This window comes from Xanthomonas sp. WHRI 7945 (genome assembly GCF_035026585.1).
Map to the genome: position 1 here is coordinate 110,520 of NZ_JAYIQP010000003.1, position 21,005 is coordinate 131,524.

The window sequence follows — 21,005 nt, forward strand, 5'->3', positions numbered from 1 at the left end:
TCGGGTGCCGTTGAACTTTGAATAACAGCGCATGCTTTAGTCTGTCTATTGTGACGCCATATCGTTCCCAACCCCTCAAGAGGATTCCCCGATGGCCAAGAGCAAGACCCCCGGCAAGACCAAGAGCCTCGCCACCAAGCCGCTGGCGGCGTTGGCGCCGTCCGCGCCCAACATCGATATCGGGATCAGCGGCGGCGACCGCAAGAAGATCGCCGACGGCCTGTCGCAGTTCATGGCCGACGCGTTCACCCTGTACCTGAAGACCCACAACTTCCACTGGAACGTGACCGGGTCGATGTTCAATTCGCTGCACCTGATGTTCGAGACTCAGTACACCGAGCAGTGGGCCGCGCTGGACGACGTCGCCGAGCGCATCCGCGCACTGGGCTTCAACGCGCCCGGCTCGTACAAGGAATTCGCCGCGCTGACCTCGATCCCGGAAGAACCGGGCCTGACCGACAGCGCCGACTGGCGCGAGATGGTCCGCCAGCTGGTGGTCGGCAACGAAGCGCTGTGCCGCACCGCGCGCAAGGCGCTCAAGACCGCCGACGACGCCGGCGACGATCCGTCGGTGGACATGCTGACCCAGCGCCTGCAGACCCACGAAAAGTACGCGTGGATGTTGCGTTCGCTGCTGCAGTAAGGGTACGGCCACGCCTGCGCAGCAGGCATGGCCTCCCAGAGTTTGCGCTGCAAACTCTGGGCCCCCAGCAGCGTGGCTCCAGATCCCCGCGCCTTCGGCGCGCCCCCTTACCAAGGGGGCTTGCACGCCGGGGTTTCAACGCAAGCGCCCGGGTCGCAAGCGTCGTGCATACTGGCGGGCGGAGCAGCCACTCCGCCCACATGGACGTTCGATGACCGCCCCGTCTCCGTATCCCTCGCTGCGTCGCCCACTGCTGGCCATCGTGCTGGGCTGCGCCGTTGGCATCGCGGCTGGTTTGGCCGCGGGTTTTCATGCCTGGTGGCAGCTCGGCGACTCCGGCGTGCCCACCAATAGTGGACATGGGCTGGTCGCGTTGCTGCTCGCGGTGCTGACCGTGATCGGCTACAGCGTCAGTTTCCTCATGCCCGCGCTGAACTGGTTCGCCGGGGTGTGGGCCGCCTGCGTCGCGCTGGCCCTGGCGGTGGACAGCTACCAGCCGCTGCAGCGCAGCGTGCCGAAGATGACCGCGCTGGCCTTGCTGCTGCTGGCGAGCGGCCTGGGCGTGCTGGCGGTGACGTGGTGGGCGCGCGGATACGACCCCGACCATCCGGCGCAGCTGGTGGCGTTGATCGCGCCGGCGCTGGCGTGTTCGGCAGGGCTGCTGGTCGCGCTGCCGGTGCTGGTGATCGGCCACTTCGTCGGCAGGCGCCGCGCGCGTCGGGCAATGCCGACGCATGCGGCATCGCTTGCCTGACACTGCGCAGCACGGCGGCGCCGCTCGGGCGCACTTGACCTACGCGGTATCCTAGGCGCATGCAATCCTCCGCTCATTCCGTGCTCAGCCGCGTGTTCGGCTACGACCAATTCCGCGGCCCGCAGCAGGACATCGTCGAACATGTCGCCGCCGGCCAGGACGCGCTGGTGCTGATGCCCACCGGCGGCGGCAAGTCGCTGTGCTACCAGATTCCTTCGTTGCTGCGCGACGGCACCGGCATCGTCATCTCGCCGCTAATCGCGCTGATGCAGGACCAGGTCGAAGCGTTGCGCCAGCTCGGCGTGCGCGCCGAGTACCTCAATTCCACGCTGGATGGCGAGACCGCGCAGCGGGTCGAGCGCGAACTGCTGGCCGGCGAGCTGGACCTGCTGTACGTCGCTCCCGAACGCCTGCTGACGCCGCGCTTCCTGTCGCTGATCGAGCGCAGCCGCATCGCCCTGTTCGCGATCGACGAGGCGCACTGCGTGTCGCAATGGGGCCACGATTTCCGCCCCGAATACCGCCAGCTCACGGTGCTGCACGAGCGCTGGCCGCAGACCCCGCGCATCGCCCTGACCGCCACAGCCGATCCGCCGACCCAGCGCGAGATCGCCGAGCGCCTGGACCTGACCCAGGCCCGCCACTTCGTCAGCTCCTTCGACCGCCCCAACATCCGCTACACCGTGGTGCAGAAGGACAACAGCAAGCGCCAGCTGCTGGATTTCCTGCGCGCACACCGTGGCAGCGCCGGCATCGTGTATTGCCTGTCGCGGCGCAAGGTCGAGGAAACCGCCGAGTTCCTGGCCAAGGAAGGGCTCAACGCCCTGCCCTACCACGCCGGCCTGCCGGCCGAGGTGCGCGCCGGCAACCAGCGCCGCTTCCTGCGCGAGGACGGCATCGTGATGTGCGCCACCATCGCCTTCGGCATGGGCATCGACAAGCCGGACGTGCGTTTCGTCGCGCATACCGACCTGCCCAAATCGCTGGAAGGCTACTACCAGGAAACCGGCCGCGCCGGCCGCGACGGCGAGCCCGCCGAGGCCTGGCTGTGCTACGGCCTGGGCGACGTGGTGCTGCTCAAGCAGATGATCGAGAAGGGCGAGGCCGGCGAAGACCGCAAGCGGGTGGAACGGCGCAAGCTCGACCAGCTGCTCGGCTACTGCGAATCGATGCAATGCCGGCGCCAGGTGCTGCTGGCCAGCTTCGGCGAAACCTATCCGCAGCCCTGCGGCAACTGCGACAACTGCCTGACCCCGGCCGCCGCCTGGGACGCCACCGTCGCCGTGCAGAAGGCGCTGAGCTGCGTCTACCGCAGCGGCCAGCGCTTCGGCGTCGGCCACCTGATCGACATCCTGCGCGGCAGCGACGGCGAGAAAATCAAGCAGTTCGGCCACGACCAGCTCAGCACCTACGGCATCGGCAAGGACCTGGACGCGCGCGCCTGGCGCGGCGTGTTCCGCCAGCTGGTCGCCACCGGGCTACTGGAGGTGGACAGCGACGCCTACGGCGGGTTGCGCCTGACCGACGCCAGCCGCCAGGTGCTCAAGGGCGAGCGCCAGATCATGATGCGCCGCGAGGCGCCGACCCGCGGCCGCGAACGCGGCGACCGCAGCGGCAGCCCGCGCACCGGCGTGCCGGTGCAGCCGCAGGACCTGAGCCTGTTCAACGCCCTGCGCGACCTGCGTGCCGCCCTGGCCAAGGAGCAGAACGTGCCGGCGTTCGTGATCTTCCACGACAGCACCCTGCGCAACATCGCCGAGCAGCGCCCGACCAGCCTGGACGAACTGGCCCACGTCGGCGGCATCGGCGGCACCAAGCTGGCCCGCTACGGCCAGCAATTGGTCGACATCGTGCAGCAGCAGGGCTAGCTCGGCGGGCCTGGCGGCGGCCGTTTGCCGCCGCATCGCGCCCTGTGGCCGGCACCGGCAAGAAAATCCCCGGCCGCCGACAGGCCGGGTTCAACGTGGTATTGATAGCGTCGCGTTATGGCGGCGCGCAGCTGCGGCTGCAGCCACCGAGCCCTTCTTTCCTTGGCGTACGTCCGATGAAGCGATCCCTCCTGCTTGCCTGCGCCCTGCTCGCCGGCCCGGCGATGGCGCAAACCTCCGCCGACAGCGGCAACAGCGACAGCGAAGCGGCCAAGCGCGCGCTGGACCTGAGCGTGCCGCAGCAGCCGATCACCTACGGCACCGACCCGGTGTACAAGGCCGACCCGCCGGGCGCCTATTACGGCGACACCAGCGGCACCTCGGCCTCGGCGCAGAAGGCCGCGGCCACCCAGGCCCTGGCCGAGGCGCAACAGGCGCGCGCCGACCGCTGCAAGGGCGACGTGCACGGCAGCGTCGCCACTGGCTTCGGCTATTCTTCGCGCGGCGGCAACAGCAACTACCAGGCCGCCAACCTCAACCTGTGCAAGACCTACTACAACGACGACGGCAAGCCGCGCGAAGTCGGCATCAGCATTAGCGTTGGCCAGAGCGAAGGCCATGGCGGCTATTACGGCCACGGCGGCTACGGCTATCCCTACGGCGGCTGGTAGGTAGCCGCAGACGGCCGGCGCAGCGGCGGCCTGCCCGCACCGGCATCCGGCAGGCGAACGCCACGCATGGATTCCGGCGCGAGCGGCCGGAAAACGCGATCGGACACCTAGTGCGATCGGACACCTGTTGCAGGCGCTGCTCGACAACGCCGCCGATGCCGGCGAACGCACCGGCCCGGCAAATGATCCAAGCCAGTCGGCAGCGGATGGCTGCACACAGCCACGCCGTCACCCGCGTCCGTCGCCCGATCCAGAACTCTCCGCACACCACCGCAACGCCGCGCCTGCGGACGCGCTCAAGCGCGCGCCACGCAGCGGCCGCCGCTCAGAAATCCAGGCTGTAGCCCACGGTCAGCGTGCGCCCGCGCCCGGCAAAGTAGCGGTCCGGTTCGACCAGCGCGCTCTGCGAGTAATAGGTGATGTACTGGCGATCGAGCAGGTTGGCCACGGCCAGGCGCAGTTCGCCCTGGCGCAGCCGGTAGTTCAGCGCCGCATCGACCAGCGCGTAGCCGCTGAAGCGCTTTTGCGGATCGTCGAAGCTGCGGCTGAACGCGTATTGCGCCTGCACGAAGCTGGACAGCCGCGGCGTCCATTGCGACGACCAGCTGCCGATAACGCGGTTCGGCGCGATGTTCAGCCCGTCCAGGTGCGCATCCAGCGTCCCGTTGCCGTCGCTGTCGTAGCGCCCGCGCGTATACGCATAGGCCAGGCCGAGGCGCTGCCGGTCGTTGAGCCGGTACTTGGCGCTGGCGTCCACGCCCTCGATGCGGGTCTTCTCCCGCGCCATCTGGAACGCGCCGTCCACCGCGATCACGCGGGTGCCGTAATCCGAGCGCGACTGGAACACGCCGACATCGACATCCCACGCACCGCCGCGCAGGCGCGTGCCCAGTTCGACGTTGCGGGTCAGCACCGGCTGCAGCGCGCTCAGGCTGGCGACGCTGGTGCCGGGCGTATTGATCGAGCGCAGCACGCGGCCCACGTCGGGCATGCCGAAACCTTCGGAATAGCTGGCGAAGACATTGAAACGCTCGCTCGGCGCCAGCACCGCGCCGGCGTTGTACAGCGTCTCGGCGAAGGACAGGCTGCCACCCTGCACCTGCACCCGGTTGTAGCGCGCCAGGGTCTGGTAGCTGTCGATGGTCAGCTTCGCGTCTTCGTGGCGCACGCCGCCATGCACGGTCAGCTGCGGCAGCAGCCGGTATTCGCCCTGCACGAAGGCGGCCAGGTCGCGGAACTCCGACTCGGGCACATAGGTGCGGCCGGTGCCGTACAGATCCTGCTTGCCGCTGTCCCACAGGATATCGACGCCGCCGGTGAGCTTGAGCCGGCCATCGAGCAGGTCGTCCTTGCCGAGGCTGGTCTTGGAACCCCACTTGGACGCGACCGAGCGCGACTGGTCGTACAGCGTGCCGTTGGGCGCGATGCGCGGGTCCTGGAAGGTGGCCGAGTTGTCGGCGCCGAACAGGCCCTCGAACTCCTGGTTGAACACCATCGCCTTCAGTTCCATGCCCGCCAGATCGTGATGGGCATAGGACAGGCCGGTGGTCCACACGTCGTTCCAGGGCGGCGTGCCCTGCGGCCGGCCGCGCACCGAGGTGGTCGGGATGCCGAGATCGCGATCGCCGGCCACGCCGAGGTACTCGGCCTTGGACTTGATCCGGTAGCGGTTGGAACTGAACTGCAGCTCCTGCCGGTCGTCGATCCAGTAGCCCAGCTTGGCGTGCACGTCGTAGGCGCGCGTAGCCATCAGATCGCCCTGGGTCACGTCGGTGCCGATCGCGCGTCCGTCGCCGTCCAGGTACAGGCCCTGGTCCTCGTAGCCGACGGCGAGCAGATAGTCGAGCTTGTCGCGGCGCCCGTCGATGCGGTAGCTGGTCTTGTAGCTCGCGGTCTCGGCATCGACGTCGGTGGTCGGCACGCTGGCCTGCACCTCGACGTGCTGGTTGAGCACGCCCGGCTGCGGGCGGCGCGTGACCAGATTGATGGTGCCGCCGGTGGCGCCCAGGCCGTTCATCGCGTTGGCGCCCTGGATCACTTCGATGCGCTCGACCATCGCATAGTCGATCGTGTGCGCTTCGCGCCCGGTCGGACGCAGCGGATTGGACTGCGGAATGCCATCGACCAGGATCAGTGGCGTGCGTCCGCGCAAGGTCTCGCCGCTGCCGTTCATCTTGCCGCGGCTCGGCGTATACGACGGCAGCAGGCTGGACAGCAGATCCGACGAATTGCTGCTGATGCTGAGCTGCTGGGCGATCTCCTGCTGGTCGATCACCACCACGGTCTGTGGCGCCGTGTCCGCGGGTTGATCGGTCCGCGATGCGCTGACGACCACGGCGTCCAGCGTTTGCGTGGAGGGCGACTGCGCGCGGGCATCGGGAATGGCGGCCGTCGCCGGCAGCATCGCGGCGAACAGGGAAAGCGGCAAACGCATCAATGGGTCCTTGGGACGAGACGGCGCCACCCAGGCGCCGTCGACTAACGAGAATGATTATTATACGCACACGTGCGATTCGACCGCCGCTTCCCGCACCCGCGACTCCGCATTCGCGCTGGTCCGGCATGGCGCCAGCGGCACAACCGCGTCACCATGTTTTTCCGCCCAGGACCGATCTCCATGTCCAACCTTATTGATCTGCGCAGCGTCAGGGAACGCGAGCAACGCCTCTACGACGCCGCGTTGGACGCGGCCGAACAGTGCATCGCCGACAAGGGTGTCGGCGCGACCACCTTCGAACTGATCGCCCAGACCAGCGACGTCTCCTGCAGCACATTGCGCCGGCGCTTCGGCGACAGGCGCGGATTGGTGCGGGCGCTGATGGAACGCAGCTATGAGAGGTCGCTGCGCGCGATGTGGACGACCGAACGGCCGCCGCACCTGGACGCGACCGACTTCATCGCCGGCGCGCTGGAGGAATGGCTGCTGTCCGAGGTCGACGAGCGGCGGTTGAGGTTCAACCTGGAAATGGACCTGGCCGCCGCGCGCGACCCCGAGCTGACCGCGTATGCGCGGCGCCTGGCCGTCTCCCTGGTCGAACACCTCGGCGACATGCTCAAGCGCCTGTTGCGCGGACACGGCAGCTGGAACGGCAGCGACCAGGAATTCCAGGCGCGGGTCTACGCGGTCGCGGCGATGTGCGCCGGCCTGCAACTGATGATGATGGGCGTGGAACTCAAGCGCATGCACCTGCAATTGATCCTCAGCGAAAGCCTGGCCGGGATGCTCAGCAGCGCGCCCGCCTCCGCGTAGCGGCCACCGGGCCAGCGCTTCGCGTGCCGCTGGCCTACCGCGACCGGCCGCGTGCCGCTGCAGTACCTCGCATTGCCGCCGAGCGCGTCAGCCGAGCGGCCGCAACAGCAGCAACAGGCACAGCGCCAGCATGAACACCGCGATGCACGCATCCAGCACCCGCCATGCGTTGGGCTTGCGGAACACCGGCTGCAGCAATCGCGCGCCATAGCCCAGGCTGCAGAACCACGCCACGCTCGCCAGGCACGCGCCGAACGCGAACGCCCAGCGCAGCGTTCCCGGATAGCGGGTGGACAGGCTGCCGAGCAGCACCATCGTGTCGAGATACACGTGCGGATTGAGGAAGGTAAAGGCCAGGCAGGTCAGCAGCACGCGGCGCCAACTCGCCGGCTCCTCGCCCTGCGCCTTCAATGCGCCGGCACCACGCCATGCACGCTGCGCCGCCATCAGGCCATAGACGCCAAGGAAGGCCGCGCCTGCGTAGCGCAGCACCTGCAGCAGTGCCGGCCATTGCTGCACCAGCGCGCCGATGCCGGCGACCCCGAGCACGATCAGCGCGATATCCCCGAAGGCGCAGACCGCCACCACCACGCCCACATGCTGCCGCTGCAACCCCTGGCGCAGGACGAAGGCGTTCTGCGCGCCGATCGCGATGATCAAGCCGGCGCTGGCGACGAAGCCGGCAAGCGATGCTTCGAGCAACGTGCGGATGTCCAGGACTGCGGAAGGCGCATGCTGGCCCTGGCCATAGCATTAGCCAAGCTAAATATTCTGTAGCCTATGAAGAAATTCTAATCGGCCAGGCGCATGGACCTGCTGCATCCACAACTGTCGGCCTTCGCCGCCGTGCTCGACGAAGGCAGCTTCGAGGCGGCCGCGCGCCGGCTTTCGCTAACCCCTTCGGCGATCTCGCAACGGATCAAGGCGCTCGAGGACCGCCTGGGGCAGGTGCTGGTGGTGCGCCAGGCGCCGTGCCGGCCGACGCCTGCGGGAGAAGCGCTGCTGCGCCGGGTGCGGCCGATGCAGGCGCTGGAGGCCGAGGCGCTGGCCGACTTCGTGCCGAGCGCGGCCACCGCCGGACCCGCGCGCAGCATCGCGATCGCGGTCAACGACGACTCGCTGCAGACCTGGTTCCTCGCCGCACTGTCAGCCCTGCACGATACGCACGGTTTTCTGTTCGACGTGCACGTGGACGACCAAGACCACACCCTGGAACTGCTGCGCAACGGCACTGTGCTCGGCGCGGTCACCTCCGCGAGCAAGCCGCTGCAGGGCTGCAACGTCCATCCCCTGGGCGCCATGCGCTACTACGCGATCGCCTCGCCGGCATTCGTCGCCCGCCACTTCGCGGCAGGATTCGGCGCGGCGGCGCTGGCGCAGGCGCCGATGATGGTGTTCAACCGCAAGGACGCACTGCAGGCCCGCTTCGTGCGGCGCATCACCCGCACCCGCCTCGCCCCTCCCATCCACTACCTGCCGACCTCCACCGGCTTCGTCGAAGCCGCCGCACGCGGTCTCGGATGGTGCCTCGCCCCCGAGCAGATGCTCGCGTCCGGATTGCGCGAGAAGCAGATCGTGATCATCGATCCGCAGCGCTGGCTCGACGTCCCGCTCTACTGGCAGCACGCGGCGGTGCGCTCGAGCGTGCTGCAGCAGATCGGCCAGGCGCTGCGCACGGCGGCGTCGAGCATGCAGGGCGGCCGGCAACGCGCTTGAGCGGGGCGTGCTCAGTTGCTGCGCTTGTCGCGACGGAAGCCGCTCTCTTTGACTTGCGATCAGGTGCACGGCGGCAGAAGCTACAGTCCCGACAGCCGCGTGCAGGTTTGTTCGACGCGTAACCAGCGACGCAGTTCCCGCGGCAACCGCAACGATGCGTGCTCGCCCGCACCGCCAGATTTTCTGGCGTGATTTCAGCAAGCGGTGACGAGACCAGCGAAGGCGACGCTCGGATCGCTGATCGAAGTGGTGGGCCGTGATGGATTCGAACCATCGACCAAAAGATTAAAAGTCTTCTGCTCTACCGACTGAGCTAACGGCCCAAAACAATGCCCCGGCGTTGCGCCGGGGTGCGTATTCTACCCCAGCCCCGGGTCAACGCGAAATCAGGCGTAGCGGGTCGGGTCGGCCACGCCGGCGTCGGCGAAGCCGGCGGCGCGCAGGCGACAGGCGTCGCAGTGGCCGCAGGCGCGGCCGGCGGCATCGGCGCGGTAGCAGGACACGGTCAGGCCGAAGTCCACGCCCAGGCGCACGCCTTCGCGCACGATGTCGGCCTTGCTCATGCGCTGCAGCGGCGCGTGCACGCGCAGGCCCGCGCCTTCCACGCCGGCCTTGGTCGCCAGGTTGGCCAGGGTCTGAAAGGCGTCGATGAACTCGGGGCGGCAGTCCGGGTAGCCGGAATAGTCCACGGCGTTGACGCCGCAGAAGATGTCCGCCGCGCCCAGCACCTCGGCCCAGCCCAGCGCCACCGACAGCATGATGGTGTTGCGCGCCGGCACGTAGGTGACCGGGATGCCCTCGCCGCCCGCCTCCGGCACCTCGATGTCGTCGGTCAGCGCGGAGCCGCCGATGCTGCGCAGGTCAACGTTGACGGTCTTGTGCGCCACCGCGCCGAGCGCGTCGGCCACGCGCGTGGCCGCGTCCAGTTCGGAGGTATGCCGCTGCCCATAGCTCACGCTCAGCGCATGCACGGCATAGCCCTGCTCGCGGGCGATGGCGACGACGACGGCGGAATCCATGCCACCGGAGAGTAGGACGACGGCGTTTTTCATTGTGGGGCCGGGATTTGGGATTGGAGATTGGGGATTCGCAAAAGCTACAGCACGCGATCGGACATCGGAGGGGAGCTTCTACGAATCCCCAATCCCGAATGCCCAATTCCGGCTTCTCACCGGCCCGGCTCGTCGTTCCACAGCAGCTTATGCAGCTGCATCTGGAAGCGGACCGGCAGGCGGTCGGCGACGATCCAGTCGGCCAGGTCGCGCGGGGCCAGTTCGCTCTTGCTCGGCGAGAACCACACGGTGCAACGTTCGTGCAGGCGGTGTTCGGCGACGATCGCGCGCGCCCAGTCGTAATCGGCGCGGCCGCACAGCACGAACTTGATCTGGTCGCGCGCGGTCAGCAGCGGCAGGTTGTCCCAGCGGTTGCGATGCGCCTCCTGCGAGGCCGGGGTCTTGATGTCGAGCACCCGCGACACGCGCGGGTCCACCTCGGCGATGTCGAGCGCGCCCGAGGTTTCCAGCGACACGTCGTAACCGGCGTCGCACAGTTGCTGCAGCAGGCCCAGGCAGCGCTTCTGCGCCAGCGGCTCGCCGCCGGTCACGCAGACATGGCGCACGCCGTGCCGCGCCACTTCGGCCAGGATCGCGTCGATGTCCCACCATTGCCCGCCGTGGAAGGCGTAGGCGGTGTCGCAGTAGCTGCAGCGCAGCGGGCAACCGGTCAAACGCACGAACACGGTCGGCCAGCCGGCGCTGTCGGCCTCGCCCTGCAGCGACAGGAAGATCTCCGTCAGCTTCAGGCGCGGCAGCGGACTTTGTACGATATCGCTGGGAACGGCGGCCATGGCGGGAGAAGTATGCCCCCGCGACGATGGCGGCAGCGTTCGGGGCTCAGCGCAGCTGCTGGCCGATGCGGATCGACTGCAGGCGGTCCTGCGCGGTGCGCGCGGCATCCGATCCCGGATACTGGCTGATCACCTGCTGCAGGGTCTGCTCGGCTTCCTGCGCATGGCCTTCGCCATACTGCGACAGTCCCAGCTTGAGCAGGGCGCCGGACGCCTTGTCGTGGGTCGGATAGCGGCCGATCAAGTCGCGGAACTGCGCCTCGGCCAGCGGGAAATTCTTGGTGGCATAGTAGCTCTCGCCCAGCCAGTACAAGGCATTGGGGGCGTAGACGCCGTTCGGGTACAGCTCGAGAAAGCTCTGGAACAGGTTGGCCGAGTCGACGTACTTGCCGGCCTTCAGCGCGTCGAACGCGACGTTGTAGCTGGTGCGCTCGTCGCCGGTGGCGCTCAGCGTGCCGGCATCGCCATGCACCGACGGCGGCCGTTCGGAAACGGCGGCAGCCGGCCTGGCAGGCGGTGCGGAAGCGGCCGGTGCGGCACCGCCAGCCGGCGGCAACGGCGGCATGGCGCCACCCTCGAGCCGGTTCAGGCGGCCGTCCAGGTCCAGGTACTGGTCCTTGGCACGCTGCTTGAGTTGTTCGTTGTCGTGCTGCAATTGCTCGATCGTGGCTTGCAGCGACTGCATCTGCGTCCGCAGCTGGTTGAGCTGGTTCAGCATGTCGGTGTTGCCCTGGGTGTTCATCGCCTGCTGCTCGAGCACGGTCACCCGGTCGGCCAAGCTGGCGCGTTGCGCATGAGCCGGCGCGGCGGCCACCAGGGCCGCCGCGACGATCATCGATGTAAGGACACCGATACGCATCTATTACTGAGCCGTGTAGACGATCTCGACGCGGCGGTTCTGCGACCAGCAGGACTCGCCCGACTCGGTGCAGACCGGACGCTCTTCGCCGTAGCTGACCACGGTCAGCTGCGCAGCCGAACCGCCGGCAGCCTGCAGCGCCGAAGACACGGCGTTGCCACGACGCTCGCCCAGGCCCATGTTGTACTCGCGCGAACCGCGCTCGTCGGCATTGCCCTGCAGGGTGATGCGCGAGGACGGACGGTCACGCAGGTACTTGGCGTGGCAGGCCATGATCGCCTGGAACTCCGGCTTCAGCGAGTCCTGGTCCAGATCGAAGTAGACCACGCGCTGGCGCAGGCAGGCGTCGGTGTCCAGGTCGCCCGGGCCGTACAGGCCGGAGGTCGACGGACCGGTCGGGGTGGTGGAACCGGTGGTGCCGGTGGTGTCGGTCTGGGGAACTTCCTTGACCTTCTTGGAGCAGCCGGCCAGAGCTGCGACGGACAAAAGCGAAACAAGCAGAACGCGGGTGGTCTTGTTCATGGGGATACCTATATGGCTCCTGAGCCGAAAGGGGGTTCAACGCAGCGAAATATTAACATCAAACTTACGTTGTCAACGCGCCGTCCGATACGGAGACCACGACGGCTCGCGCACGTCGCCATCGGCCAGGACCAGGCGCTGGCGCACCCGGGCATCGGCCGAGACCGCATAAAGGACGCCTCGCCCGCCTTCGCGGGCGGCGTACAGGACCATGCTGGCGTTGGGCGCAAAGCTCGGCGACTCGTCCAGCGAACCCGTAGACAATGTGTTCCAGCGCGGCGAACCCAGGCTGCGATCCATCATCGCGATCTTGTAGGTGTTGCCGCTGCCCTGGGCGACGGCGATCTTGTTGCCGTCGAAGGACACGCTGGCGGTGGCGTTGTAGTTACCCTGGAAGGTCACCCGGCTGGCGCTGCCGCCGGTCGCGGCCACCTGGTAGATCTGCGGGCGGCCGCCGCGATCGGAGGTGAAGTAGATGGTGCTGCCGTCCGGTGCCCAGGTCGGCTCGGTGTCGATGCCGAAGTGGTTGGTCAACTGGGTCAGCTGCTTGCTGCCCAGGTCCATCACGTAGATCTCCGGGTTGCCGCTGCGCGACAGCGCCAGGGCCAGCTTGCGGCCGTCCGGCGAGAACGCGGGCGCGCCGTTGATGCCACGGAAGCTGGACACCAGCTGGCGGGCGCCGGTGGCGATGTCCTGGATGTAGATCGAGGAGTTGCCGCGCTCGAAGCTCACGTAGGCCAGCTTCTTGCCGTCCGGGCTCCAGTTCGGCGACAGCAGCGGTTCGGCCGAGCGCACGATGGTCTGCGGGTTGTAGCCATCCGAGTCGGCGACCATCAACGCATAGCGCATCGCGCCGCCCTTGCCGCTGGCGGTGACGTAGGCGATGCGGGTCCAGAACGCGCCGCGCACGCCGGTGATCTTCTCGTAGATCGCATCGGCCATCTGGTGCGCCACGTCGCGCATCGCGCTGGCACGCGCGGTCATCGCCAGGCCGAGCATGCGCTCGCCCTTGGCCACGTCGAACAGTTCGTACTCGACCCGGTAGGTGCCCTCGCCGGCGTCCATCACCCGGCCGGCGACCAGGTAGTCCTGCTTCAGCGCGCGCCAGGTGGCGTACTGGACTTCGCTGCCGCGGGTCGGACGCTCGACGATCTGCGCCTCGGGCAGGTTGCGGAACTGGCCGGACCGGTCCAGGTCGGCGCGGACCACCGCAGACACGTCGGTGGACGGCGCGGCCGCCGATCCCTGGTAGGGCATCGGCACGACGGTGATCGGGGTCGCCGACGCGTTGCCGCCGACGATGTCGATTTCCAGGCCCTTGTCCTGCGCGGACGCGGCCAAGGGGAGCAACAGGGCAGTCAGGACGGCAAGCCAGCGCGGCAGTTTCTTCATGGGTCGCTCAGCAGTACTCGGGAAGGCGCAAGAGATAGCAATGCGCGGGTGAACGTATTCGCAATCATGAACCATCGGCATGTGAAGCCGATGGCAGGAGCCACCGATTATCGCCTATCGCACCGCCGCCCGGGAGTTCCGAACCTCGCCAAGCCCGGAAGCGGGGGTTTTGGCCCGTGGGGACAGGTAACGAAACTTCGCATCCCCAATCCCGAATCCCCAATCCCGGCGTCTCAGCGATCCTGCGCGGTGAAGTTGAAGGTCAGCTCGCGCGCGAACACCGATTCGAAGCCGCGATACGGCAACGGCTGCGCGCGCAGCACCGCCGCCTCGATCGAGCGGCGCCCGGCCTCGTCGTAAGGGCAGTCGGGACTGACCCGGGCCTCCATCACCGTGCCGCCGGGGATCTGCTTGATCGAGATCTTGCACTTCTGCCCCAGCGGCACCGAATCCGGGCGCACCCACTGGCTCAGCACCGCCTGCTGGATCGCCGCGGCGTACTTGGCCGACAGGTCGGTGTTGGTGCCGTTCTGCCCGGGTGCGGCCTGCGGCGTGGACGCGGCGGTGGCCGAGGCCTGCTTGGCGCGCACGTCGGCCAACTGGCGCAGCTTCTGCTCGGCCAGCTTGGCCTCGCGCTCGGCCTGCTCGCGCTGCTTGCGGATGTCGGCGATCTTCTTCTGCCGCTCCTCTTCCTGCTGCGCGGCCAGGCGCTGCTTCTGCTCGGCCTCCTGCTGGCGCTTCTGCTCGGTCAGGTCGACCTGCTCCTGGCGGCGCTTGGCTTCCTGCTCCTGCTTCTCTTTTTCCTGCGAGATCGCGGTGCGGCTGGCGCGGTCCTGGTCGACCTTGTCCGGCACCGGGATGAAGTCCTGCGCCTTCTGCTGCTGCTCGGTCGGCGCCTGCTGCGGCTTGGGCACGGGGATCGGCTGCGGCGGCGGCACGGTGTCGTCCTCGGCGATGTCCTTGACCGGTTCGGGCAGCGGCTCGGGCAGCGGCTCGGGCGCGTCCTGCACCGCCTTCTGCGCCGAACGCACGTCGGCGGCGGACACCACCAGCGAGGCCTCGACCATCGGCGACCCGGCCGCCGGCTCCACCTCGCGCAGCGGCGACCACCACCAGGCGAGGAAGAACAGCAGCGCCAGCAGCACGTGCACGCCTACCGCCAGGGCGATGCCGTACATCAGGCCATCGTTGTCGCCCTGGGCCAGATGCGGTCGGGTATCGGCTTCAGCGTGCATTGGTACCGGGCTGGCTCATCAGGCCCACCTTGGGAACGCCCGCCTGCTGCAGCATGACCATGGTGTCCATGACCAGCTGGTAGTTGGAATTGCCGGGCGCGGCGACGAACACCGGCACGTCCTTGTTCTGGCCGACGAAGGCCTGGATCTTGGCCTTCAGCTCCGGCGCGCCGATCTTCTCCGGCTTGCCGTCCTGCAGGGTCAGCGTATAGCGGCCCTCGGCGTCGACGGTGACGATGACCGGGTCCTTCTTGCTCTCCACCGAACGCGCGGTGGAATCGGGCAGGTCCACGTCCACGCTCAGGCTGAGCAGCGGCGCGGTGACCATGAAGATGATCAGCAGCACCAGCATCACGTCGATGTACGGCACGACGTTGATCTCGGACTTGAGCTTGCGGCGCTTGCGGCGGGAAATGGCGGCAGTCATGCGGGAATCCTGGGATCTGGGGCGGAGCGCGCGGGCGCGCTCAGTCGCCGCTGGCCTGGCGCTGCAGGATGGAACTGAACTCTTCGGAGAAGGTCTCGAAGCGGACGGCCATGCGCTCGACCCGGGTGGTGAAGCGGTTGTACGCCCACACCGCCGGGATCGCCACGAACAGGCCGATGGCGGTCGCGAACAGCGCCTCGGAAATGCCCGGCGCGACCGCGGCGATGCCCGCCTGCTGGCCGCTGTTGATCATGTCGTGCATGGTCACCATGATGCCGAACACGGTGCCGACCAGGCCCACGTAGGGCGCGGTGGAGCCAATGTTGGCGAGCAGTTCCAGGTTGCGCTCCAGGCGGTCCACTTCGCGCGCATAGGTCGCCCGCATCGCGCGCTGCGCGCCTTCCAGCTGGATGCGCGCGTCGAGCTTGCGCTTGTCGCGCAGACGGGTGAACTCGCGGAAGCCGGCCTCGAAGATCGCTTCCAGTCCGCCGACGACGCGGTTGCGGTCGGCCGCGCCGGCGTAGAGCTTGGTCAGGTCAGTGCCGGACCAGAAGCGGTTCTCGAAGTCGTCGGCCTCGCGGTTGGCCTGCTTGAACACCCGCGCCTTGCGGAAAATGATCACCCAGCTGATCAGCGAGCCGAGCAGCAGCAGCAGCACGATCACCTTGACCGGCAGGCTGGCCTTGAGCAGCAGGTCCAAGTAGTTGATGCCGCCGTGGGCAGCCGTGTTGGCGACGGCCTGCGCGGCGGTCTGGGTCACGTCCTGCGGCAGCGCCTCCACCACCGTGTCCTGCAAGGCCAGGAGCAATGCGATCATCCGTCGTTCCTCAGTAATTCTGTTTCAGTGATTTCGAGAACTTTCAATGCGTCGTACAGCGCGTCGTCCATGCCGCGCGGGCGGAAGCTGCCGGCGCCGAGCACCGCCACCTTCACCTGCGCGCGCAACAGCAACTCGCCGTCGCGGTGGATCGACTGCGCGAACAGCAGGCTGGCGCGCTTGCACTGCGACAGCGCGGCGCCGACCTGCAGCGTATCGTCGAGGCGGGCCGGGCGCAGGAAGTCGAGCTGCATCGCGCGCACCGCAAACACCAGATCGTGCTGCAGGCGCAAGCGCTCCTGTCCGTAGCCCAGCGCGCGCAACCATTCCGTGCGCGCCCGCTCCAGAAAGGCGACGTAGCGCGCATGGTAGACCACCCCACCGGCGTCGGTATCTTCCCAGTAGATGCGTGTCGGCCAACTGAATAGCTGCCGGGATTGGGGATTGGAGATTGGGGATTCGCCGAGCAAAGGCGCGTCCTGGCGGCTAGCAGTCAAAACAGCCCTCCCGAATCCCCAATCCCCAATCCCGAATCCCGCTTGGGCGGCAAGCCCAAGTGCAGATACGCCTTGTTGGTCGCCATGCGCCCGCGGGCGCTGCGGATCAGGTAGCCCTGCTGAATCAGGTAGGGCTCGATCACGTCTTCCAGGGTGCCGCGCTCTTCGGACAGCGAGGCGGCCAGCGACTCGACCCCGACCGGGCCGCCGTCGAAGTAGTCGATGATGGTGCGCAGCAGGCGCCGGTCGAGCTCGTCGAAGCCTTCCGGATCGACCTTGAGCATCTGCATCGCCGCCTGCGCCACGGCCAGGTCGATGTGCCCGTCGGCGCGCACCTGGGCGAAGTCGCGGACCCGGCGCAGCAGCCGGTTGGCGATGCGCGGGGTGCCGCGCGCGCGCCGCGCGATCTCCGCGCAGCCGTCGGCGTCGCAGGCGATGCCGAGGATGCTGGAGGACCGGCGCACGATCTTGCCCAGCTCTTCCGGGGTATAGAACTCCAGACGCTGCACGATGCCGAAGCGGTCGCGCAGCGGCGCGGTCAGCAGGCCGGCGCGGGTGGTGGCGCCGATCAGGGTGAACGGCGGCAGGTCGATCTTGATCGAACGCGCGGCCGGGCCCTCGCCGATCATGATGTCGATCTGGAAGTCTTCCATCGCCGGATACAGCACTTCCTCGACCACCGGCGACAGGCGGTGGATCTCGTCGACGAACAGCACGTCGTGCGGCTGCAGGTTGGTCAGCAGCGCCGCCAGGTCGCCGGCCTTCTCGATCACCGGGCCGGAGGTCACCCGCAGGTTGACCCCCAGTTCGTTGGCGATGACGTGGCTGAGCGTGGTCTTGCCCAGCCCCGGCGGGCCGAAGATCAGCACATGGTCCATCGCCTCGCCGCGCGCCTTGGCCGCTTCGATATAGATCGACAGCTGCTCGCGCACCGGCTGCTGGCCGAGGTAGTCGGCCAGGCGCTTGGGACGGATGCTGGCCTCGACCGCATCGTCTTCGCGGGTGGCGCTGCTGGCGATGATGCGGTCCATCAACGGGACCGGGGACCGGGGACCGGGGACCGGGCAACAGCGACAGGCAGTCGACCGGTTGCGGCATGGCCAGCGGGGATGAGGAACATCGTCATCGGACAATTGTAGAAGAACGGAGCCCGCTTTTACCGGGTCCCTGGTCCCTGGTCCCTGGTCCCGGCCCCACTCAGATCTCCACCTGCGCCCCCAGCTCCACCAGCCGGTTGCCCGGGATGCGGAAGAAGCCGGTGGCCGGGGCGGCGTTGCGGTGCATGACCGCGAACAGCTTGTCGCGCCAGATCGGCATGCCGCGGTTGGCGCTGGCGACGATGGTCTCGCGGCTGGCGAAATAGGTGGTGTCCATCGGGTCGAAGTAGATGCCGCCCTGGTCGCAGGAGCGCATCAGCGCCAGCGGCACGTCGGGGGTTTCCATGAAGCCGAAGCGCACGATCACCCGGTAGAACTCGTCGCCGATGGCATCCATCTTCAGCCGCTGCCGCGCCGAGGCGTACGGCACCGGCAGGGTCTCCACGGTCAGGAACACGTTGCGCTCGTGCAGCACCTTGTTGTGCTTGAGGTTGTGCATCAGCGCATGCGGCACCACGGTCGCGTCGGCGGTCAGGAACACCGCGGTGCCCGGCACGCGCACCGGCGGCGCCAGCATCAGCCCGGGCAGGAAGCTGTCGATCTGGATGCCGTCCTTGCGGATCTCCTCGCGCAGCAGCTCGCGGCCGCGGCGCCAGGTGCGCATCATGGTGAACATCACGATGCCCAGCGCCACCGGGAACCAGGCGCCCTGCAGCAGCTTGGCGCCGTTGGCGATCAGGAACGCGGCGTCGATGACGAAGAACACCACGCACAGCGGCAGCACCCAGTTGCGCCAGCGCGGCCACAGCGCGCGCGCCACCAGCGCCAGCAGCAGGGTGTCGATCAGCATCGTCGCCGACACCGAGATGCCGTAGGCCACCGCCAGGTTGGTGGAGCTGCGGAAGATCAGCACCAGCGCGATCACCATCACCATCAGCAGCCAGTTGATGCCGGGGATGTAGATCTGGCCGATGGTGTCGTGCGAGGTGTGCTTGATCAGCATGCGCGGGATGTAGCCCAGCTGCATCGCCTGGCGCGCGATCGAGAACGCGCCGGTGATCACCGCCTGCGAGGCGATCACCGCCGCCAGCGTGGCCAGCACGATCATCGGGTACAGCGCCCAGCCGGGCACCGCCTCGAAGAACGGGTTCTTCAGCGCCGCCGGATGCTTGAGCACCAGCGCGCCCTGCCCCAGGTAGTTCAGCACCAGGCACGGCAGCACGAAGAAGTACCAGGCGTGGCGGATCGGACGCGCGCCGAAGTGGCCCATGTCCGCGTACAGCGCTTCGCCGCCGGTCACCGCGAGCACCACCGCGCCGAGGATCCACACCCCGTGCCAGCCGTGCTCGAGGAAGAAGCGGATCGCCCACCACGGGTTGAACGCCTTCAGCACTTCCGGCGCGTCGACGATGTTCCAGATGCCGATCGCCGCCAGCGACAGAAACCACAGGCAGGTGATCGGGCCGAACACCTTGCCGACCTTCTCGGTGCCGAAGCGCTGGCCCAGGAACAGGATCACCAGCACCACCACGGTGATCGGCACGATGAAGGCGTGCAGGCCCGGTGCGGCCACCTCCAGGCCCTCGACCGCGCCCAGCACCGAGATCGCCGGGGTGATCACGCCGTCGCCGAAGAACAGCGAGGCGCCGAAGATGCCGAGGATGCCGACCACGTAGGCCGAGCGCGAGCCCTTGCGCATGGTGCGCTGGGTCAGCGCCATCAGCGCCATGATGCCGCCCTCGCCCTCGTTGTCGGCGCGCATGATGATGGTGACGTACTTCAGCGTCACCACGATCATCAGCGACCAGAACGCCAGCGACAGCACCCCGAGCACGGTGTCGTGGTCGCTGCTCAGGCCGTAGTGCGGCGAGAACGCTTCCTTGAGCGTGTACAGCGGGCTGGTGCCGATGTCGCCGAACACCACGCCGATGGCGCCGATGACCAGCGCGAAGCCGGCCTTGCCATGCGCATCGGCCGAATGGCCTGAGCCGGGGGATGGAACGGGAGTGGAGGACATGAGGGGATCAGGTTAGCGCCGCAAGGCGTGAAGAAGAGGGGTACGGCGCCGGCTCAGCGCAACGCGGCCTGCAGGGCCTTGCGGATCACGGTGGCGACCTCGTCGCCGTCGGCGGCGGCATCGCGCGCCATCTTCGCCGCCTCGGCCGGCTTGTAGCCGAGCTGCTGCAGCGCCACGGTGGCCTCGGACACCGCGTCGGTGCCCAGCTGGCCGGTGATCGGCGCGCCGCCGCTGAAGTCCGCGGCGCGGTCGCGCAGTTCCACCACCATGCGCTCGGCGGTCTTCTTGCCGATGCCGGGGATGCGGGTCAGCGCGGTGACGTCGGCGGCGGTGACCATCCGCGCGAACTCGTCCACGCTGACCCCCGACAGCACCGCCAGCGCGATCTTGGCGCCGATGCCGGTGACCCGCTGCACGTCGCGGAACAGGCGCCGCTCGCCCTCGCGCAGGAAGCCGTACAGCGACACGCTGTCCTCCTTCTGCGCGTAGTGGGTGAACAGGATCACGTCGCGGCCGACGTCGGGCAGGTCGTAGAAGGTGCTCATCGGCGCCTCCAGCTCGTAGCCGACCCCGCCCACGTCGATCACCAGCCACGGCGGCTGCTTGTAGGCGAGGATCCCGCGCAGACGGCCGATCATTGGGCGCCTCGTGCGAGGCGCCGGGATTGGGGATTGGGGATTGGGGATTCGCAAAGACGTGGCGGCGTCCGCGCTTGCGCGCGGCCGTTTCCAATCCCCAATCCCCAATCCCGAATCCCGGCTCCACTCATTTCCTGCTCCAAGCCTGTTGCGTACTGATGCCCAGGCGCTGCGCGGTCGCGCGCACGTGGGCGTGGGTGATGGCCACCGCCAGCGCGTCGGCGGCGTCGGCCTGCAGCTTGCCGGTCAGGCTCAGCATCAGGCCGACCATATGTTGCACCTGCTGCTTCTCGGCCCCGCCCTTGCCGACGATGGCCAGCTTGATCTCCTTGGCCGCGTATTCGTGCACCGGCAGATCGCGCAGCACCACCGCGCAGATCGCCGCGCCGCGCGCGTGGCCGAGCTTGAGCGCCGCATCGGCGCTCTTGCCCATGAACACCCGCTCGATCGCCACTTCCTGCGGCTGGTATTCCTCCATCAGCGCGCCCAGCCCGTGCAGCAGGCGCTTGAGCCGCTGCGAGAAGTCGCCCTCGCCGAGCAGCAGCAACGGCGCGTGGTGCACATGGGTGGTGCGGCCGGCGGCGTCGACGTCGATGATGCCCACGCCGGTGCGTTGCGAGCCGGGATCGATGCCGAGGATGCGCACGGCGCCGGGACCGGGGACCGGGGACCGGGGACCGGAAGCGCTCACCGGGGCGCGCATTGGAACACCTCGACGCGCCGGGCAGTGACGTACCTGTGCCTTGCGCCGTTACG

General features: G+C 68.2%; 21 protein-coding genes and 1 tRNA gene. 6 read left to right on the forward strand and 16 right to left on the reverse strand.

Annotated elements, in window-relative coordinates:
* Positions 1 to 91: 91 nt before the first annotated feature.
* From VDQ83_RS03610 to VDQ83_RS03625, 4 genes are all read left to right on the forward strand, one after another.
* Positions 92 to 643 (forward strand): Dps family protein, encoded by a 552-nt coding sequence (locus VDQ83_RS03610; RefSeq protein ID WP_263395380.1) that lies wholly within the window; start codon positions 92 to 94, stop codon positions 641 to 643.
* Between the two features lie 211 nt (positions 644 to 854).
* On the forward strand, positions 855 to 1,397 hold the full coding sequence (locus tag VDQ83_RS03615) for a hypothetical protein (protein WP_455433895.1): 543 nt from the start codon (positions 855 to 857) through the stop codon (positions 1,395 to 1,397).
* A 59-nt stretch (positions 1,398 to 1,456) separates the two neighbouring features.
* The gene (gene recQ, locus VDQ83_RS03620; protein WP_455433896.1) at positions 1,457 to 3,265 is read left to right on the forward strand and encodes a DNA helicase RecQ; all 1,809 of its coding nucleotides are present in this window, start codon (positions 1,457 to 1,459) and stop codon (positions 3,263 to 3,265) included.
* A 176-nt stretch (positions 3,266 to 3,441) separates the two neighbouring features.
* A complete protein-coding gene (locus VDQ83_RS03625) occupies positions 3,442 to 3,936 on the forward strand; it encodes a hypothetical protein (protein ID WP_263395383.1) in 495 nt (164 codons plus the stop codon).
* A 325-nt stretch (positions 3,937 to 4,261) separates the two neighbouring features.
* Here VDQ83_RS03625 and VDQ83_RS03630 read toward each other — a convergent pair whose 3' ends face one another.
* Positions 4,262 to 6,370: a TonB-dependent receptor gene (locus VDQ83_RS03630; RefSeq protein ID WP_455433897.1), complete on the reverse strand. Its 2,109-nt coding sequence runs from the start codon at positions 6,368 to 6,370 to the stop codon at positions 4,262 to 4,264.
* Positions 6,371 to 6,553: 183 nt separating this feature from the next.
* Between VDQ83_RS03630 and VDQ83_RS03635 the strand changes: the two genes are divergently transcribed.
* Positions 6,554 to 7,186 carry a TetR/AcrR family transcriptional regulator gene (locus tag VDQ83_RS03635; protein WP_455433898.1) on the forward strand — a complete coding sequence of 211 codons (633 nt, stop codon included), beginning with the start codon at positions 6,554 to 6,556 and terminating at the stop codon, positions 7,184 to 7,186.
* Positions 7,187 to 7,273: 87 nt separating this feature from the next.
* On the opposite strand, the gene VDQ83_RS03640 is transcribed toward VDQ83_RS03635, so the two are convergent.
* Complete coding sequence (locus tag VDQ83_RS03640) at positions 7,274 to 7,888, reverse strand: LysE/ArgO family amino acid transporter (RefSeq protein WP_455433899.1); 615 nt, start codon at positions 7,886 to 7,888, stop codon at positions 7,274 to 7,276.
* A gap of 105 nt (positions 7,889 to 7,993) precedes the next feature.
* Between VDQ83_RS03640 and VDQ83_RS03645 the strand changes: the two genes are divergently transcribed.
* Positions 7,994 to 8,902, forward strand: coding sequence for a LysR family transcriptional regulator ArgP (locus VDQ83_RS03645; RefSeq protein ID WP_455433900.1), 909 nt, complete (start codon positions 7,994 to 7,996; stop codon positions 8,900 to 8,902).
* Positions 8,903 to 9,149: 247 nt separating this feature from the next.
* On the opposite strand, the gene VDQ83_RS03650 is transcribed toward VDQ83_RS03645, so the two are convergent.
* The 14 genes from VDQ83_RS03650 to ruvC form a co-directional block, all read right to left on the reverse strand.
* Positions 9,150 to 9,225, reverse strand: a tRNA-Lys gene (locus VDQ83_RS03650).
* Between the two features lie 63 nt (positions 9,226 to 9,288).
* Complete coding sequence (queC, locus tag VDQ83_RS03655; protein WP_455433901.1) at positions 9,289 to 9,954, reverse strand: 7-cyano-7-deazaguanine synthase QueC; 666 nt, start codon at positions 9,952 to 9,954, stop codon at positions 9,289 to 9,291.
* A 116-nt stretch (positions 9,955 to 10,070) separates the two neighbouring features.
* Complete coding sequence (queE, locus tag VDQ83_RS03660; RefSeq protein ID WP_455433902.1) at positions 10,071 to 10,748, reverse strand: 7-carboxy-7-deazaguanine synthase QueE; 678 nt, start codon at positions 10,746 to 10,748, stop codon at positions 10,071 to 10,073.
* A 46-nt stretch (positions 10,749 to 10,794) separates the two neighbouring features.
* Positions 10,795 to 11,607 carry a tol-pal system protein YbgF gene (ybgF, locus tag VDQ83_RS03665; RefSeq protein WP_455433903.1) on the reverse strand — a complete coding sequence of 271 codons (813 nt, stop codon included), beginning with the start codon at positions 11,605 to 11,607 and terminating at the stop codon, positions 10,795 to 10,797.
* Between the two features lie 3 nt (positions 11,608 to 11,610).
* Positions 11,611 to 12,129, reverse strand: a complete 519-nt coding sequence (pal, locus tag VDQ83_RS03670) for a peptidoglycan-associated lipoprotein Pal (protein ID WP_185822497.1) — start codon at positions 12,127 to 12,129, stop codon at positions 11,611 to 11,613.
* 72 nt (positions 12,130 to 12,201) lie between these two features.
* Positions 12,202 to 13,521: a Tol-Pal system beta propeller repeat protein TolB gene (gene tolB / locus VDQ83_RS03675; RefSeq protein ID WP_455433904.1), complete on the reverse strand. Its 1,320-nt coding sequence runs from the start codon at positions 13,519 to 13,521 to the stop codon at positions 12,202 to 12,204.
* Between the two features lie 233 nt (positions 13,522 to 13,754).
* Positions 13,755 to 14,756 (reverse strand): cell envelope integrity protein TolA, encoded by a 1,002-nt coding sequence (gene tolA, locus VDQ83_RS03680; protein WP_455433905.1) that lies wholly within the window; start codon positions 14,754 to 14,756, stop codon positions 13,755 to 13,757.
* Positions 14,746 to 15,183: a protein TolR gene (gene tolR / locus VDQ83_RS03685; protein WP_263395393.1), complete on the reverse strand. Its 438-nt coding sequence runs from the start codon at positions 15,181 to 15,183 to the stop codon at positions 14,746 to 14,748. The genes tolA and tolR overlap by 11 nt, the downstream gene beginning before the upstream one ends.
* A gap of 40 nt (positions 15,184 to 15,223) precedes the next feature.
* Positions 15,224 to 16,000, reverse strand: coding sequence for a protein TolQ (gene tolQ / locus VDQ83_RS03690; RefSeq protein WP_309921396.1), 777 nt, complete (start codon positions 15,998 to 16,000; stop codon positions 15,224 to 15,226).
* Complete coding sequence (gene ybgC, locus VDQ83_RS03695) at positions 15,997 to 16,470, reverse strand: tol-pal system-associated acyl-CoA thioesterase (RefSeq protein ID WP_309921393.1); 474 nt, start codon at positions 16,468 to 16,470, stop codon at positions 15,997 to 15,999. Before ybgC ends, tolQ begins: the two co-directional genes overlap by 4 nt.
* A gap of 23 nt (positions 16,471 to 16,493) precedes the next feature.
* Complete coding sequence (ruvB, locus tag VDQ83_RS03700) at positions 16,494 to 17,528, reverse strand: Holliday junction branch migration DNA helicase RuvB (protein WP_309921390.1); 1,035 nt, start codon at positions 17,526 to 17,528, stop codon at positions 16,494 to 16,496.
* Between the two features lie 166 nt (positions 17,529 to 17,694).
* Positions 17,695 to 19,611, reverse strand: coding sequence for a potassium transporter Kup (locus VDQ83_RS03705; RefSeq protein ID WP_263395397.1), 1,917 nt, complete (start codon positions 19,609 to 19,611; stop codon positions 17,695 to 17,697).
* Positions 19,612 to 19,664: 53 nt separating this feature from the next.
* Positions 19,665 to 20,249: a Holliday junction branch migration protein RuvA gene (gene ruvA, locus VDQ83_RS03710; RefSeq protein ID WP_263395398.1), complete on the reverse strand. Its 585-nt coding sequence runs from the start codon at positions 20,247 to 20,249 to the stop codon at positions 19,665 to 19,667.
* A gap of 127 nt (positions 20,250 to 20,376) precedes the next feature.
* Positions 20,377 to 20,952 carry a crossover junction endodeoxyribonuclease RuvC gene (ruvC, locus tag VDQ83_RS03715; RefSeq protein ID WP_286038015.1) on the reverse strand — a complete coding sequence of 192 codons (576 nt, stop codon included), beginning with the start codon at positions 20,950 to 20,952 and terminating at the stop codon, positions 20,377 to 20,379.
* Between the last annotated feature and the right edge of the window lie 53 nt (positions 20,953 to 21,005).